The 15,963-nt window shown below is 27.4% G+C and carries 18 protein-coding genes and 1 pseudogene; 3 read left to right on the top strand and 16 right to left on the bottom strand.

Annotation, left to right across the window (positions count from 1 at the left end; translation table 11 throughout):
• Nucleotides 1-50 precede the first annotated feature (50 nt).
• Together CSGHG_RS00770 and CSGHG_RS00775 are read right to left on the bottom strand one after the other, a co-directional pair.
• A complete protein-coding gene (locus CSGHG_RS00770; protein WP_235700095.1) occupies nucleotides 51-536 on the bottom strand; it encodes a GNAT family N-acetyltransferase in 486 nt (161 codons plus the stop codon).
• A 215-nt stretch (nucleotides 537-751) separates the two neighbouring features.
• Entirely contained in the window at nucleotides 752-1,174 is a 423-nt protein-coding gene (locus tag CSGHG_RS00775; protein ID WP_010291756.1) for an OsmC family protein, read from the bottom strand.
• Between the two features lie 109 nt (nucleotides 1,175-1,283).
• On the opposite strand from CSGHG_RS00775, the gene CSGHG_RS00780 reads away from it, so the two are divergent.
• Nucleotides 1,284-2,207, top strand: a complete 924-nt coding sequence (locus CSGHG_RS00780; RefSeq protein WP_235700096.1) for a LysR family transcriptional regulator — start codon at nucleotides 1,284-1,286, stop codon at nucleotides 2,205-2,207.
• Nucleotides 2,208-2,268: 61 nt separating this feature from the next.
• On the opposite strand, the gene CSGHG_RS00785 is transcribed toward CSGHG_RS00780, so the two are convergent.
• The 14 genes and pseudogenes from CSGHG_RS00785 to CSGHG_RS22405 all read right to left on the bottom strand — a co-directional run bounded on the left by CSGHG_RS00785 (nucleotide 2,269) and on the right by CSGHG_RS22405 (nucleotide 12,188).
• A complete protein-coding gene (locus CSGHG_RS00785) occupies nucleotides 2,269-2,727 on the bottom strand; it encodes a hypothetical protein (RefSeq protein WP_010291760.1) in 459 nt (152 codons plus the stop codon).
• Nucleotides 2,728-2,959: 232 nt separating this feature from the next.
• Nucleotides 2,960-3,730: a hypothetical protein gene (locus tag CSGHG_RS00790; protein ID WP_010291764.1), complete on the bottom strand. Its 771-nt coding sequence runs from the start codon at nucleotides 3,728-3,730 to the stop codon at nucleotides 2,960-2,962.
• A complete protein-coding gene (locus CSGHG_RS00795) occupies nucleotides 3,723-4,205 on the bottom strand; it encodes an RNA polymerase sigma factor (protein WP_010291766.1) in 483 nt (160 codons plus the stop codon). The genes CSGHG_RS00790 and CSGHG_RS00795 overlap by 8 nt, the downstream gene beginning before the upstream one ends.
• Before the next feature lie 237 nt (nucleotides 4,206-4,442).
• Entirely contained in the window at nucleotides 4,443-4,736 is a 294-nt protein-coding gene (locus tag CSGHG_RS00800) for a hypothetical protein (RefSeq protein ID WP_010291767.1), read from the bottom strand.
• Between the two features lie 462 nt (nucleotides 4,737-5,198).
• The gene (locus CSGHG_RS00805; RefSeq protein WP_010291770.1) at nucleotides 5,199-5,822 is read right to left on the bottom strand and encodes a VanZ family protein; all 624 of its coding nucleotides are present in this window, start codon (nucleotides 5,820-5,822) and stop codon (nucleotides 5,199-5,201) included.
• A 268-nt stretch (nucleotides 5,823-6,090) separates the two neighbouring features.
• On the bottom strand, nucleotides 6,091-6,906 hold the full coding sequence (locus CSGHG_RS00810; RefSeq protein ID WP_010291773.1) for an MBL fold metallo-hydrolase: 816 nt from the start codon (nucleotides 6,904-6,906) through the stop codon (nucleotides 6,091-6,093).
• Between the two features lie 241 nt (nucleotides 6,907-7,147).
• Nucleotides 7,148-7,807: a class I SAM-dependent methyltransferase gene (locus CSGHG_RS00815; protein WP_010291774.1), complete on the bottom strand. Its 660-nt coding sequence runs from the start codon at nucleotides 7,805-7,807 to the stop codon at nucleotides 7,148-7,150.
• A 298-nt stretch (nucleotides 7,808-8,105) separates the two neighbouring features.
• The gene (locus CSGHG_RS00820; protein ID WP_010291781.1) at nucleotides 8,106-8,444 is read right to left on the bottom strand and encodes a DUF3784 domain-containing protein; all 339 of its coding nucleotides are present in this window, start codon (nucleotides 8,442-8,444) and stop codon (nucleotides 8,106-8,108) included.
• Nucleotides 8,445-8,645: 201 nt separating this feature from the next.
• Nucleotides 8,646-9,011 carry a hypothetical protein gene (locus CSGHG_RS00825; protein WP_010291783.1) on the bottom strand — a complete coding sequence of 122 codons (366 nt, stop codon included), beginning with the start codon at nucleotides 9,009-9,011 and terminating at the stop codon, nucleotides 8,646-8,648.
• Nucleotides 9,012-9,122: 111 nt separating this feature from the next.
• The gene (locus CSGHG_RS00830) at nucleotides 9,123-9,509 is read right to left on the bottom strand and encodes a cytidine/deoxycytidylate deaminase family protein (RefSeq protein WP_010291784.1); all 387 of its coding nucleotides are present in this window, start codon (nucleotides 9,507-9,509) and stop codon (nucleotides 9,123-9,125) included.
• Between the two features lie 233 nt (nucleotides 9,510-9,742).
• Nucleotides 9,743-10,351: a hypothetical protein gene (locus CSGHG_RS00835; protein WP_010291785.1), complete on the bottom strand. Its 609-nt coding sequence runs from the start codon at nucleotides 10,349-10,351 to the stop codon at nucleotides 9,743-9,745.
• 213 nt (nucleotides 10,352-10,564) lie between these two features.
• Nucleotides 10,565-11,041: an NUDIX hydrolase gene (locus CSGHG_RS00840; RefSeq protein ID WP_010291787.1), complete on the bottom strand. Its 477-nt coding sequence runs from the start codon at nucleotides 11,039-11,041 to the stop codon at nucleotides 10,565-10,567.
• 97 nt (nucleotides 11,042-11,138) lie between these two features.
• Nucleotides 11,139-11,246, bottom strand: a pseudogene (locus CSGHG_RS24995) (hypothetical protein); the annotation flags it as partial.
• A 573-nt stretch (nucleotides 11,247-11,819) separates the two neighbouring features.
• Nucleotides 11,820-12,188 (bottom strand): signal peptidase II, encoded by a 369-nt coding sequence (locus tag CSGHG_RS22405; protein ID WP_162130903.1) that lies wholly within the window; start codon nucleotides 12,186-12,188, stop codon nucleotides 11,820-11,822.
• Between the two features lie 526 nt (nucleotides 12,189-12,714).
• Here CSGHG_RS22405 and CSGHG_RS00850 point away from each other — a divergent pair.
• Both CSGHG_RS00850 and CSGHG_RS00855 read left to right on the top strand, forming a co-directional pair.
• The gene (locus tag CSGHG_RS00850) at nucleotides 12,715-14,010 is read left to right on the top strand and encodes a hypothetical protein (RefSeq protein WP_010291790.1); all 1,296 of its coding nucleotides are present in this window, start codon (nucleotides 12,715-12,717) and stop codon (nucleotides 14,008-14,010) included.
• Between the two features lie 446 nt (nucleotides 14,011-14,456).
• Nucleotides 14,457-15,752 (top strand): hypothetical protein, encoded by a 1,296-nt coding sequence (locus CSGHG_RS00855; RefSeq protein ID WP_010291791.1) that lies wholly within the window; start codon nucleotides 14,457-14,459, stop codon nucleotides 15,750-15,752.
• The last annotated feature ends 211 nt before the right edge of the window (nucleotides 15,753-15,963 follow it).

Raw genomic sequence — 15,963 nt, forward strand, 5'->3', positions numbered from 1 at the left:
AAACTTAATCTATTTCAATGCCCATACAAATTGAACTATAAAATTTATTTTTAATTAAATTCCTCAAAACCAAACTTTTTATACAAATTATAAGCAGGCTTATTATTGCTATGAACATCTAAAGTAATACAATTTATATTATTTGCATACATATCATTTATACATGTAGCTAGTAAAATAGAACCTACTCCCCTATTACGATAATTTGGTGTTATATGCAGTGAATAAACATATAATTCTTTTTCTCCTTGTGGTAAACCTATCAATAACCCAACTACTTTATCATTATCATATGCTAACTTTATATATCTTTTAGAAAAGTCTCCTAATCTTCCATTAAAAAGTTTTTCAATAAATTTATCTGGTTTCTTTCCTCTAACATCAGGGTCTAATATTCCTACTGTGAATTCTACTAAATATTTATTTAAACTTTCTTTAAATTCATCTCCATATAAATCTAAATTTTCAACTTCAAATTTAGAAGAATTCGATATATGTCCATTTAGGATTTTTTTAAGCTTAATTTTCATATTCATTACTCCTCCACGACTTTTCTGATTAGATTAAATTTTAAGAAAATTATATCATATTTTTGTAAATCCACCTAATATTGTATAATTTATATGTCTAAAATTATTGAAAATAATATAAAAATACCGTAGTATTTATCTCTAAATAATACGGTACTCTTATGAATTGTTCGCTTTTTGATTGCCATTTTAATTTTAAATTTTCTTAACTAAAAGTAATATTACTCTTCAATAAGATTAAAATCCCAAGTTATATTAGACTTATAAGTATTAGCAACTCCACTTTCCACATTAAATGCAATTTCAAGTATATCTTTTATCATCTCTGGTGTCATACCCTTTCCTTTTATGTTATATAGAAGGTTAATTTCTTCTATAGGTTTTGGAGCCTCTGCTCCTCTTTCTCCATTAACAATTACTTCATACTCTGAAATCTGTGCACCTTTAGCTTGTAACATTGCAACTGTATCTACACTTGTACATGCTGCAACTGCATGAAGAAGTACTTCAATTGGTTTTGGTCCTAGAACTTTTCCATTATTCATTTCCTTTGGACCTGCCATTACAAACTTTGCTCCTTCTGGAGTTGTACCTTCAAATACCACTCCTTCTCCAAGCCATTTTACTACTGCATTTAGTTTCATGTTTAATTCCCCCTACATTTTATAATATGTTATGCCTTTGATAAGATAATAACTCATAGCAATCAAAAATAAAAATTGATATAATAAATGATAGTCATATAAAAAATTTATGGATAGAAAGGATATTGCTATGGAACTTCGCCAACTTAATACATTCATTACTGTAGCGGATTTAAATAATTTCACTCGAGCAGCAGATGTACTTGGATATACCCAACCTACTGTTACCTCTCAAATACAATTACTTGAAAGTGAACTAGGTGTTCGTTTATTTGAACGTATTAAAAAAAATATTTCTCTCACTTATGAAGGAAAAAAATTTCTTGTTTACGCAAAAGAAATAGTTGCTATGTGTGAAGAAGCTAAAAATACAGTAAAAAAGCAACCAATTCCAAAAGGTGTAGTAACAATAGGTGCATTAGAATCATTATGCACAACCCGTTTACATATCCTTCTTAAAGATTTTCATGAAAAGTTTCCTGATATTGAAATTATATTAAAAACTATTAAATCTACAGAATATGAGGAGCTTTTACTGGATAATCAAATTGATGTAGCCTTTTGTCTAGATCGCTTAATAAAAACTTCAGACTTTATTGTTGACCTTGCCATACCTGAGTCTTTAGTATTACTTACAAGCCCAAATCATCCTCTTACAAAACTTTTTAAAGTATATCCTGAAGATATTGCTGACCACCTTTTTATCTTAGCTGAAGAAGAGTGTAGCTATCGAAGAACTATATTAGCCATACTTAATAATCTTAATTTAAAACCTAAATCAATTATGGAAATTGGTAGCATTCAAGCAATGAAACAACTTGCAATCAGTGGCTTGGGAATAATACTTTTACCTAAAATTACAGTTAAAGAAGAACTATTTAAAGGTGAACTTGTTGAATTAAACTGGCATGGTCCTGCTTTTGAATTTTTCACCCAGGTAATCTACCATGAAGACAAATGGATATCCCCTGCTCTGCAAACTCTATTAAACATAACTAAGTCAGCTCTTCCATTGCAGTACTGTAATGATTAATATAAAGAAAAGATTGCACTATAAAATGCAATCTTTTCTTTATACTATGTTAATTATATATTTATTTCTTTTTAAATTGTTCTTGTTCTTTAAGATAAGCTTTTATTTCATAATTATTTAACTTACGAATTTGAGCATTGGAATTTTCCATGTATTCTTTGGATATATAAATAGGATTATTATCATTACATACTTTGTCCCTGTTTTTTAATAAATATTTTTCTAAATCTTTCTTAGTATGAAATATTTTATAAAAAATCCTATTATTTTTTCCTATAATTTCATATATTCCACAGACATCTTTACAAATTACTTCAGCTGTTTTCAAATATAGTTTAGCAATTTCTAATGTTTTAAATGGAAAACTCCATCTATAAACATCTCTTTTATCATCTTTATGAATACATATGCATCTTCCACATGTTGAACATATATATTGAGTATGATTTTCTAAACAATGCTGTGGCTTTAAAAGTGGTGTTACCCTTGAATTATTACTATAGCATTCTTTACATGTCATATTTCACCCCTACCTTCCTATAATATTTTAACATTATTAATTAATAATAACATATTTTTATAATGCATAACTACTTGTTTTATTAGAATATGCTTACTTAAATCAATCATACAACGTATTTTTATTCCTACTATCTTCATATAAAAAAGAAGCTATAATGATATTTAAATTCATTATAGCTTCTACCTTATACAGAAAATTTAGCTACTTTTCAAAATTTATAAATGGTTTCCTATTTTGCATCTATAATCTCGTGAGCCATTTCAACTAATTCATCTTGTGATATATCACAGTCCATTGCTAAGAAAGAATAATAAATACCATCTTGTTTCCACTCTAAATATTGAACCTCAGAAATCTCTTCCTTATCAGAACCATAACTAAATACATATTTACCTGATTTTTCATCCTGTTTATCTTGTTCTGTCATTTTATAATCTTCTGGAACAAACTTATTAGTATATGAATTATAATATATCTCTATATTATTATAATTATCAACAGCAGTTTTATCCTCTAAAGCTTTTCCTAATATTACATTTTGCATAGAAAGACTTACTTTATTATTATCTTTTTCATAATCAAAATCAAGCGATTTACTCTTTGCCACGGAATTACCTTTTATGTCTAAGCCTTCATCAGTTGTAGTATACCCATTTTTAAATGTATATCCATTACTAAATTCATTAACTAACTTAGGATTAAAACCAAAATCATTTTGTATTTTTTCTTCTGTTGGCATAGTAGTATAAGTTGGTATATTACTTCCCTGTGAATTTATAGAAAATATTTTTCCTCCTGCAAATACAGTTGTTCCTATTATCATAGCAGCTGCTAATGCAACTACTGTCCTTCTTTTAAATGATGGCTTTTTATATAATGTTTTAACTTTCATTTCATCAATCTCCTCTTCATTGCATAAACTATTTAACGTTGTATTTACCTTATTTTTAAAACTTTTCGGTGTATTTGGAAAGGCATCCTTCCAATTATAATTATTCATAGATTTCCTCCATATACTCTAATTTTATTTTTAATAATTTACGCCCTTTTGCTAATCTACTTTTTACAGTTCCTTCAGGTATCTTCAAAATTTTCTTAATCTCTTTTACAGAATATCCTTCTACATAATAAAGAACAATTGTAATACGAATACGCTCTGGCAAGTTTTGAATGGCTAAGTATAAATCGCTATAGTCCTTCTTATCATCAACCTTGTCAAATTCAAAATACTCTTCATAAGACACTGTTGAACATTGCTTACGTTTTAAACTATAACATTCATTTATAAGTATCTTAACTAGCCATGTTTTAAAATATTGTTCTTCCTTTAATTTATTTAACTTATTATAAGCTTTTAAAATTGCTCCTTGCACTGCATCCTCACAATCTTGGTCATGAATCAAAATTGATTTAGATACATGATATAAAGTAGATTCAGCCTCAAGAACTTTATCTATAAATTCCTGTTTATTCAATTGACTTCCTACCTTTCCTCGCAAATTGTAGCGCTACTTTTTTGCTTTACACTAATTAGACGTATATATGTGCTAAAAGGTTCACTTAATTTTTGTAAATATGTAAAATATTTAATTTTATACACTTCTATTTTAACTTTTTCCTTTATATTTTTATCTTATAATTAAAACAAAACAAAAAAACACCGTTATTAAAAATAAAATTTTACGGTGTTTTATAAGAAAAAAATATTATGTTTAAAACTTCATAACGCAAACAATTGTTATTATCCATGAAAATATCAACACTGCAGTAATAATTGCTTGTATTTTTTCTGCTCTAGCCAAATCTTTAATATATGTAGATTTTTCCTTTGGTGGTAAAGTTGTGAATAAATTAGTTATAATGATAATCGCTAAAACAAAACTTACTATCATAAATGAAATTTTATAATAATTTGTAGGAATTATATTAACTAAACAAAAAATATTTAATATTGTTCCTATCAATAACACTATTACAAAAATATAACGTTGCATTTTAATAGTCATATTTCCCACCTCCATATATTATATATTTTTTCTATAGTGTTCCAAGCTGTGCGTAAAGCTAAGCCACTTTATTCCAATAAAATATTTTTCTTTTAATCTTTTAATACATTATGTAATAATAAAGAATTTAAATACGCTATTCATTGAAAATTGATTTAGAAAATATATTTAGAGTTTTTTTGAAATTTTCACAGACTAGCATTTTAAATTTTTTCATTATTACTTTTTAACACTATGCATTTGGAACACCCTAGGCTTAGCTTTATGCCTATGGTGTTCCAAGTTAACCTTTTAAATTATCTATTCCAAAACTTGGATGCATAAAATAGTGAGACATGCTCCGAATCATTTAGAATGAACACTATATTTTTCATAAAAATATTTTAAAGTTATTCAACAAATTTAAACTAGAGCTTGTTTCCCTATAATTAAGTCAATTTTAATTGAATTTTATCTAATAATTTAAAATCCATAAAGTAACTTCGCAAACCCAAATTCATTAAATAAAAGAAAACGTCCCATAAAAATTGCAGTTATATATATGATAGGCTCCCATTTAAAGTAATGAAATGACTCATTTTTACTTTTTATTATACGAACAGATATTTTATATATACCATATCCAATGAGTCCACCTATAGTATTCAATATTAAATCATCAACATCAGTACTTCTATTATTTAATAATTGAGTAATTTCTATAAACATTGAAAATGAAAATGCTGATATAAAAATATAAAATACTTTATCATATTTTCTCCATAAAAAAGGAACTAGAATACCAAACGGTATAAAAAGTAATATATTTTGTAAATATCCAATTATATCAATTTCATTAGAAAATGGGATAAAATTTAGGTTTGGCTTTCTTTTAAAGTGATGATAAAGTATATCATATAAAGTTCCTGTTCCTGTAAAATAAAATACTGAAATTATATAAATTGCAAAAGCAATAATAATTCCATTATGAATTTTTGATGTTACTATACCCTTACGTTTATTCATATTATTCAATATGAATAATATCACAATAAATGGAACAAACCCTGTTAAAAACTCATATCCAATAAAAAGCAAGTTATCCATAATATTCACCTCCAAATTATGAATTATATATCTATATATAATTTTCACCTAAGATTATCTTATTGTTACAAATAAATCATAACATATTTTGTAAATATATCAGTTTTCAAAATTCAAAAATATATTCTATTTTTACTTTATTTTATATTTAAATCGCCATGTAAAAACACCGTAGAATTCATTTGAATAATACGGTATTTTAATATATTATTTATATTTACTTTTTAAGTTCATTAACAAATTGAGATTTGTCGATTTCGTGTTATGATTATAATTTTTCAAGCATATCATAACTCAATGTACGAAATACCTGACAATAATTTTGAAATCCATCCTGCCCAATAATATAAATATTGGGCATATAGTCCATTCTTGCTTTTGAATACATAATACGTTCCAATCCATTGTCTACAGCTGTATGATTGCTTAAAGCCACATCAACTTTTTTAAGCATTGCTTCACTGATAAAGTAATCCAATGACTTGAGATATTGTTTTACTTCATTTTTTGTCCATGGTGGCGTCGTACCTCCCCATAAAGCTGCCATATATGTCTCTCCATTTTCCTTTACAGGGAATATGTAGCTTAATCCTCCAGGAGTATGACCAGGAGTACCGTAAACATATATTGTTTTATCACCTAATGTTATGATATCACCATCCTGAACATAAACATCAATTTTGTAATCTTTCCACGTTTCCGGCCTATCATGTTTTGTTGGATGTTCTCTCCAAAAAATATCATCTGCTTTAGAAAGATATGTATCAGCATGATATTTTTCAACAAACCATTTCCCACATCCTGTATGATCAACATGACCATGTGTCAAAACCAGTTTTTTTATTGTATCAGGATTCCACCCTACATCTTTAATCGCATCTACTATTGCTTTAAAAGCTTTTTCTGATGGCCAAATAGCATCTATTATTATCAACCCATCACTTGTATTTAATACAAAACAATTTGTTTGTTTTTGTGCGACAATTAACAAATCATCAAAAATCTTAGCATGGATAAAAAATGACATATCCTCCATTGCTTTAATTGTTTCTTTTGTAATAACTGGTTTATTTAATCTATTCATTTAGTATACACTCCTCTGTACAATATTAATTTTATAGTTGCACAGAGGATAAGCGATTCTTTGGATGCATACATAAAAATATCTTCATGAATTCACCTTCTTTACTTAACTTTATTTTATTATTACGAATTAATTATAACATATTTTGTAAATACCGCATTATTCAATTTTAAAAGAACAAATTTTAATACTTATTTCGCTTTATTTTCATAACGTGAATTAACTTAACACTTTATTCTGCTCATTTTCTACAAACGCAATGAAGTATAGGACCATCCTCTTCTTTATAAACTATACCTCTTTTACACTCTATAATTGAAAATCCTGCCTTTTGAGCCAAATCTATCATTTCATCAGTGGTAAATGCTTCCCAATAACAATCTGTATTTGCATAGGGAAAAAACTTCTTTCCATTAAGATATTGTGGACATTTTGCTTTTAAAAATTCTTTATCATGTCCAGAAAAACTAAGTATTCCATTACTTTTCAAAACCCTACTGCATTCTTTTAAAATATGTATTTTATTATCCTCATCGTAAAAAAGACCGAAAGTCTGTGACCATATTATTACAACATCAAAAGTATTACTTTCAAAAGGTAAGTCTAATCCATTGGTTAACAAAAATTCAATATCTCTTTTACTTTCTAAAGCAATTTTTTTTGCAGGTTCTATAACCTTTTCAGAAATATCGATAGCCGTAATTTTAAATCCCCTATCATACAAACAAAATGCTTCTCTCCCCATTCCACAACCTATATCAAGAATTTGTGATTTAATCGGAAAATGAGAAACTACTTCGTTTTCCCAAATTTTCAATTTCTTATTAGTGTAATCTTCCATATCCCTTATTGCAGGTTCCTCAGAGTATAATTTTTTTACAATTTCTATACTACTCCTCATATACATCCCCCAATGATATTCATAAACTTTGCTTCATAGTTAATTACAATCTTGTCTTAACTCACAAGAAAAGTTTATCATATTTACCATCTTATTGCATTGATTTCCTATACCTTTAAGGTAGTTTTATTTTTCATGCCCTATTAATCAATTTTCAAAGAACATTTTACTTAACACTTTATAAAATTCTTGCATTAAAAATACCGTATATTCATTTCTAAATAATACGGTATTTTAATATATTGTTTTATATTTATTTTTAAGCTCCTTAACAAATTGAATTTTTGCTACTATAATCTTATTTTTTTTCTACCAGTAAGCAATTCTTTCGTCCAATATAACCAATAGTAAAAACAAGCATAACCACAATTACTCCAAACGTTACAATTGAGATTACAGGTTTAATAAACCAAGACAGCAAAAATCCACATATACCCACTGCTGACATTATAGCAAGCATTTTTTTTAAACGGTATATAGCTATTCGAGGATCATATTTTTTCTGTTCCTCCACATCCATTTGTGAATACCACTTTATCCACTTAGAGGATTTTTCAACATTCACTATTGAAAAAACTATATATATTGCCAAAAAAGCAAAGGTAATTATAACAATGCCTCTTTGAAATTTATCCATCTTTCCCACCCCTCAGTTTTAGATTTAGTGTATTTTACATATATTTATACATCTCACAACTGCAATTATTTTGCCTTAATTATATTTCAACTTTATATACTCCTTTATCTTTGTAACTTACTCTGCACTTTCTAATATTAACGATTTTGTTCTATACTATCCAACTTATAGTCACTCATACTTTTACTACAAATTTAAAAGCTAATCTCTTTCTTTGATTTCACTTGTTATAAATGCTTTTGAAATATACATAGCATTTATTATATTATTAAAACGCTTATAGTTAGAAGTACCCTCATCAAATTTCATCTGTGCTTTTTCACATTTACTTATAACTGAAGACACTGGACGTAATGCTTCTATTAATTCTTCTTTTGTATATTTCTCTATAACATTTTCATCTGTTATTAATGATTTTGAAATATACATAGCTTTTATCCTATTCTTAAGAAGTGTATGTTGAGATGTTCCCTTCTCAAATTTTGGTTGTATTTTTTCACACCTACTAATAGTTGATGATACAACTCTTAGTGCTTCCTTTAATTCTTCTTTTGTATATTGATTCATAACATTTCACCTCAAATTCGCAACTTATATAAACTGCATTATAATAAAATTTCTCGTAATAGAAAATAGTTATCTTGCATATTTTTATTTTTCCTTTTAATAAATAAAATATTAATATGAAGAATGTGGTAATAATTCTTCTATAGATACTTTTTCTATGCCATTTGAAGTTTGCAATAAAACTTTAATATCAGGAGCATATTGCATAAGTAACTGCCTACAATTCCCACATGGAGGAATTAAAGCATTATTTTTCTTTGGAGACCTTACTGCAACAATAGTATCAAATTCCCTTTCGCCTGATGTAATTGCCGAACCAATTGCTATATATTCAGCACATGAACCATGAATTGCGTATACATTTACTCCAACATATATATTACCATTTTTGCAACGTAACGCCGCACCTACCGTATGGTTTTCATTAACTTCGTCAAAATTCTTATTAATAACTTTTCTTGCTTCCTCTATCAATTCTAAATCTTTCCTATCAATCATACTTTAATAATCCCTTTCATTGATTTATCACATTTACACTTTATTTAAATTGAGACATAAAAAATATCGTAAATTCATCTTAATATCTCTCCCTTAATGAGAATATATAACTTTGAATAATGCGATATTTTAATTTATTATTTTTATATTTAATTTTTATTATTGATACTTTTTATCATATAAATCTATTCAAGTTATATTAGTTCAAATCTCAATTTTTCACAACAAGAAATTTACTTCTTTATGTAATCAGATGCTTTTTTATGTTCAGATGAATTTATATGCTTTGAGTTATATATTTCTACAACTCTTTCGATACCATCAGCAGTCATATGTGGCAAATATGTCTCAATATACCCCCAATTTCCTGTTTTCTGTATGATTTCTATAGCTTTTGCATCTGCTTCATTTTTTGAAATATCAGATGCAACCTCCATGTCTTTTGGGCTATTCTCACCGTTCATAGTCAAATTTACAGAACTATCTTTACTATTCTGTTCAACTTTAAAATTCATATATTCTAGAAATTCGCTCATAGGAATATATAATTTAGCTTCAGAACTTCCATCTTTTACAATTGTAATTAATGGATCTTTTAGCTTTATCTCATTTTTATTAAAATAAACCTTATCATTAGTAATAGCTGCTGATTTTATACCTTCTGCTACAGGAATAGTAGAAAGCTGATCATTGGTAATAGTTGTTGATTTCTTTTCTTCTGTTACAAAAACATCAGAAGCCTTAGTATTTGTTTTTATTTTTCCTACTGTAAAAACAACTGAAGCTCCTATTATACCAATCGCTAAGCCTACAACTATGCTTTTAATATCAAATTTTTTCATTTTTCTCTCCTCTTTATTTCGTCTAATTTATTATGTAAATGGTAAATCAAATCTAAAGTAAATTTCAACACCTACTCCATCCTTTTTCTTATTATAACGTAAAAATATGGTAAAATCCACTTCTGAATAATATGTTACTTAGTAAAATTACTCTATTTTTAGTTGTTAAATATAAAAATCCTTTATTTAAGTTTATTCTTGTAACATGCAATGTTATTCCTTTGAAACAATATGTTCAATACCAGTCATATTTCCTGATAATTTTATTTTAAAAAACTCAGGAAACAGGTGATATTGCTCTAAATCTTCAATCGGAAGCCAATACAAATATTCTTTTTCACCTTGTCCTCCATAGCTTTTACAAACAAAATCCATATTAGTGTTTTCTTTCATCAAATAGAAAAAGGCAATTTCATGATAACGTTCCTTTGTCATTTCTTCATGAAAAAAGTGTTCATGAACAAATACCAGCCTATCAATTTGAAATTTAATACCAGTTTCTTCAAATGTCTCACGAACAACAGCTTCTTCAGATGTTTCATTTAATTTTACTCTTCCACCAACTGAATAATAATAAGGCGCATTATCATTTTTAACCATAAGTATTTTTTTATCTCTTATTATAATTGCGCCAACCCTGTAATTGAATATTCCTTCACTAGTTTTAAATGTTAAATCTTGCTCTTCCATACTCCCCCCCTATTCATTATATGGATTGTTTTCTTTTCACATTTCCACTAAAACACCACATAAAAATACGCATATTCTTTTTTTATAATACTACGTTTTATAATTTACAATCATATAAATCGATTATTATTTTACCGCACTTTATACACCTAAAACATTTAACCATTGTATTGTTACTTAATACTTCTCCACCAAAAACGGTAAATTTTTCTTTTAATCCAGCATTATCATTATCTAAGAAATATCACTATGAAATAGTCATATTCGTAAAGCTAAGCCATTTTATTCCAATAAAATATCTTTCTTTTAACTTATTACTACATTATTTAATAATAAAAAATTGAAATAAGCTATTCATTGAAAATCGATTTAGAAACCCTTATAGATTTTTGTTTGATTTTTCTGACCTAATCCAAGGACGGATTAGCCGGTGCATCAGACAAGGACGTCGCTTCTCCGGGTAGTCATAAAAATCAGATAAAAATATATTTAGAGTTTCTTTAAAATTTTCACAGACTAGCATTTTAATTTTTTCATTATTACTTTTCGACACTATAATTTTGGAATTTTTAGGCTTAGTTTTACACCTAGGATGAAATGGCTATAAAATTTTCTCTTACTACATTAAATAAAAATTATGAAACTTCTGCTTATAATTTTCTTAAAACATATTTAGTAAAATCTTTTACTATATCATCATCAATTTGGCTTAAAACCTTATTTTTTAAAATTAATGATAAAATTACTAATCCTATAAAAACATTAATATATACATCTTTTAAATCGAAGGTAAAAAAACATTTAATGATATGTAATCTAAACTTCCATTCCAAAAAACCTTGTCAATCAATGAACATATAGCACCAGAAAATATAAATGCATACATAATATTAATAATTTTGTTATTTCCAAATTGTTTATTTAAATATTGATAAAGCTGATATATTAATATACTCATAATTACTACTATTAAAATGTGTATATATTTACCAACACCTAATTGTAACATAGAATTAAACCATGAATAGTCCCTATTGAACATAGGTTTAAAATATAATAAGGGCGGTAATATAGGGAATTTTTTATCAAAAAACTTGTTGTTGATTATTATTTTAATAATCTGATCTATTGCTACTAAAATAAACACTGATATATAAGTTTTTTATTTTGAGTTTTCATTTTTATTCTGCACCACCTCATATAGATAATCCTTACATAATATATAAATAAAATTTAATGAAATATATATTATCCATATTGTAACATATTTTGAAATATCACACTATATTTTTTAAGGACATATATTGGTTGTAACCCGCTTTATAATAAAAATATAATTCAATTTTCTAAATTAAAGTTTAAAATTAAATTAACATATTTTATACTTTAGTTTTGTTATAGGGTTCCAAGTTGACTCTTAAAGTTATCTATTCCAAAACTTGGATACCTAAAATAGTGAGACATGCTCTGAATCACTTAGAATTCAACACTGCATCTTGTATAAAAATATTTTAAAGTTATTGAATAAATTTAAATTGGAGCTTGTTTCCCTATATTTACTCTACATTTTCTAAAATCTTAATTATGTAACACTCTATATTCTATATCAATATAATATAAAATAACGAGATAATAATATTAAATTATATAGTATAAATACGGAGTTGATATATATGGCAAATTCACTGGTCTTTTCCGATGTTCCACAAGCATTAAAAACACAAATCTATGGAAGTAACTTAAATCAACCGATAGCTGTTCAAACTGACTCAAATGGTAATTTACTTACTCAATTATCAAATACTGATGGAACTAATAACCCTTATAGTGTACCTTTGACAGCATTTAATGACTTAAGAACAATAATTTTGACACCTATGGCTGGTTGGACTTTTAATTACAACATTAATTCTGATTATATAATAACTACTACTGCTAATGGAGGAACTGCAACCCAAGGAGACTCTATGGCAATATTAAGTACTAGCACTGCCAATAATGGTTCTGCAAGAATAGCAACTAGAAAAGTATTACGATATTCTCCTGGATTAGGGGCTTTAGCGCGCTTTACTGCAGCATTTACAGCTGGTGTTAATAATAGTCAACAAATTATAGGTCTAGGCGATGATACAGATGGCTTTTATTTTGGATATAACGGTACTAACTTTTCAATTCTACGTATACAAAATGGTACCTCAAACTGGACTTCACAAGCTAACTGGAATGTAGATACAATGGATGGTACTGGTCCTTCTGGGATGACACTTGATCCTACCAAGGGTAATGTATATACAATTCAATTTCAATGGCTTGGATTTGGCATAATAAATTACTATGTTACTTCCACAACAACTGGTCAACCTATATTAGTCCATAGAATTGAATATCCTAATACTGCTATAGTACCATCTGTTTATAATCCTAGTTTCCCTTTAACAGCTAAAGTTGTTAATAATGGTAATACGTCTAATGTAGTATTAAAAACACCATCTGCAATGGCATTTTGTGAAGGTGATGGCTATTCTCAAGCAATAATCACTAGAAATTCTATTTCTAGTTCCACTGGTTCACTGATACCAACACAACTAAATGTACTAACTTTGTTAAACACTTCTACTTTTGTCGGTAAAACTAATAGAACTCGTATACGTTTAGATTTTGTTTCCACTAGCATTCAAGGTACTGGTGATGTAAGATTTGATTTAATTAGAAATGGTACTTTTGGACTTCCATTGACATATACTTCAATCAATGCTAATACCAGTGTTATTCAATATTCTACAACTCAAACATCTGTTACTGGTGGGCTTCAAATATTCACTTTTGAAGTTCCAGCAAATTCAGGCTCTCAATTATTTTTGAATTCATTAAATATTCTTCTTGCTCCAGGTGAAACCTTAAGTCTTAGGGCTACCTCTGGTTTGCTTACTCAAATTGATTGCTCTTTTAGTTGGGAAGAGCTATGGTAAACAAGATTTTTATTGTTTAAATTTTAATTTAATAACTTTTAATAACAAGGAATCTTTTATTATTATTTTAAAGATTCCTTGTTAAATTTACGAAGTTATTATTTTATTTTTATCATATTTAAAATTTCAATATAAATATAATTATTTTACCTCTTTTTTAATTGAAGTCGTATATTAATTAAAATTTCAAAGAACATTTTAATTCCCACTTCAACAAGATTATGTCATGAAACATACTTCACATTGATGAACAAATGTAATGTTATCATGAATTATTTTCCATATATTGTGAATATAATATTCTTTAGTCTTAAAATAGAATTTGTATCTTAAATTAATTGTTCTTAAATCTGAATTATGTAACACTACATATTCTATATAAATATACTATAAAATAATGAGATAATAATATTAAATTATATAGTATAAATACGGAGTTGATATATATGGTAAACTCATTGGTTTCTTCCAATGTTCCACAAGAATTAAAAACACAAATATATGGAATTAACTCAAACCAACCTGTAGCTATTCAAACTGACTCAGATGGTAATTTGATTACTCAATTATCAAATACTGATGGAACTAATAATCCTTACAGCATACCCTTGACAGCATTTAGTGACTTAAGAACAATAGCATTGACACCTATGGCTGGTTGGACTTTTAATTACAACATTAATTCTGATTATATAATAACTACTACTGCTAATGGAGGAACTGCAACTCAAGGAGACTCTATGGCAATATTAAGTACAAGTACTGCCAATAATGGTTCTTCCAAAATAGCAACTAGAAGAGTACTACGATACTCTCCTGGATTAGGTGGGTTAGCACGTTTTACTGCAGTATTTACAACTGGTGTTACTAATAGCCAACAAATTATAGGTTTAGGCGATGATACAGACGGTTTTTATTTTGGATATAATGGTACTGACTTTTCAATTCTACGTATACAAAATGGTACCTCAAATTGGATTTCACAAGCTAATTGGAATGTAGATAAAATGAATGGTACTGGACCTTCTGGTATGACACTTGATCCTACAAAGGGTAATGTATATACAATTCAATTTCAATGGCTTGGATTTGGCGTAATAAACTATTACGTTACTTCCACTACAACTGGTCAACCTATATTAGTCCATAGAATTCAGTACCCTAACACAGCTATAGTACCATCTGTTTATAATCCTAGTTTTCCTTTAACAGCTAAAGTTGTTAATAGTGGTAATACGTCTAATGTAGTATTAAAAACACCATCTGCAATGGCATTTTGTGAAGGTGATGGTTATTCTCAAGCAATAATTACTAGAAATTCTGCTGCTAATTCAGTTTCTTTAAGCACACCGACAAACCAAAATGGATTGACTATTTTAAACACCTCCACTTTTGCTAGTAAAGTTAATAGAACTCGCATACGTTTAGATTTTGTTTCTACTAGTGTTCAAGGAGAAAGAGCTGTTCTATTCAAGTTAGTTAGAAATGCTACTTTTGGAACTACACTTTCCTATACTCCAATCAATGCAAATACTAGTGTTATTCAATATTCTACAACTCAAACTTCTGCCACTGGTGGAATACAAATATTTTCTTTTGAAAGTCCAATAAATTCGGGTTCTCAACTATTTTTAAATTCATTAAATATTACTCTCGCTCCTGGTGAAACTTTAACTCTTCAGGTAACATCTAGTAATAGTACTCAACTCGATTGTTCTTTCAGTTGGGAAGAACTATGGTAAAGGAAAATTTTTGTTATTTTAATTTAATAATTTTTTAATAACAGGGAACCTTTCAATAATTATTTTAAAGGTTCCTTGTTAATTTTATAGGGTTCCAAATTAAATTTTAAACTTATTCATTTATCAAATAAGAAAACTCAAATTAATATTTTATCAATAACTAAAACTAACAGATTATTTTAGTTAAGAGTTAATAGTGAACAGTTACTAG

The sequence above is a fragment of the Clostridium senegalense JC122 genome, from assembly GCF_000285575.1.
GTDB lineage: Bacteria > Bacillota > Clostridia > Clostridiales > Clostridiaceae > Clostridium_J > Clostridium_J senegalense.

What these genes read in the sequence shown, in the direction of transcription:
- CSGHG_RS00800 (WP_010291767.1), bottom strand. Translation starts at nt 4,736, where the DNA reads ATGACTATTAAAATGCAACGTTATATTTTTGTAATAGTGTTATTGATA.
- CSGHG_RS00825 (WP_010291783.1), bottom strand. Translation starts at nt 9,011, where the DNA reads ATGAATCAATATACAAAAGAAGAATTAAAGGAAGCACTAAGAGTTGTA.
- CSGHG_RS00820 (WP_010291781.1), bottom strand. Translation starts at nt 8,444, where the DNA reads ATGGATAAATTTCAAAGAGGCATTGTTATAATTACCTTTGCTTTTTTG.
- CSGHG_RS00815 (WP_010291774.1), bottom strand. Translation starts at nt 7,807, where the DNA reads ATGAGGAGTAGTATAGAAATTGTAAAAAAATTATACTCTGAGGAACCT.
- CSGHG_RS00830 (WP_010291784.1), bottom strand. Translation starts at nt 9,509, where the DNA reads ATGATTGATAGGAAAGATTTAGAATTGATAGAGGAAGCAAGAAAAGTT.
- CSGHG_RS00775 (WP_010291756.1), bottom strand. Translation starts at nt 1,174, where the DNA reads ATGAAACTAAATGCAGTAGTAAAATGGCTTGGAGAAGGAGTGGTATTT.
- CSGHG_RS00790 (WP_010291764.1), bottom strand. Translation starts at nt 3,730, where the DNA reads ATGAATAATTATAATTGGAAGGATGCCTTTCCAAATACACCGAAAAGT.
- CSGHG_RS00780 (WP_235700096.1), top strand. Translation starts at nt 1,284, where the DNA reads ATGGATAGAAAGGATATTGCTATGGAACTTCGCCAACTTAATACATTC.
- CSGHG_RS00785 (WP_010291760.1), bottom strand. Translation starts at nt 2,727, where the DNA reads ATGACATGTAAAGAATGCTATAGTAATAATTCAAGGGTAACACCACTT.
- CSGHG_RS00840 (WP_010291787.1), bottom strand. Translation starts at nt 11,041, where the DNA reads ATGGAAGAGCAAGATTTAACATTTAAAACTAGTGAAGGAATATTCAAT.
- CSGHG_RS00855 (WP_010291791.1), top strand. Translation starts at nt 14,457, where the DNA reads ATGGTAAACTCATTGGTTTCTTCCAATGTTCCACAAGAATTAAAAACA.
- CSGHG_RS00850 (WP_010291790.1), top strand. Translation starts at nt 12,715, where the DNA reads ATGGCAAATTCACTGGTCTTTTCCGATGTTCCACAAGCATTAAAAACA.
- CSGHG_RS00835 (WP_010291785.1), bottom strand. Translation starts at nt 10,351, where the DNA reads ATGAAAAAATTTGATATTAAAAGCATAGTTGTAGGCTTAGCGATTGGT.
- CSGHG_RS00770 (WP_235700095.1), bottom strand. Translation starts at nt 536, where the DNA reads ATGAATATGAAAATTAAGCTTAAAAAAATCCTAAATGGACATATATCG.
- CSGHG_RS00805 (WP_010291770.1), bottom strand. Translation starts at nt 5,822, where the DNA reads ATGGATAACTTGCTTTTTATTGGATATGAGTTTTTAACAGGGTTTGTT.
- CSGHG_RS00810 (WP_010291773.1), bottom strand. Translation starts at nt 6,906, where the DNA reads ATGAATAGATTAAATAAACCAGTTATTACAAAAGAAACAATTAAAGCA.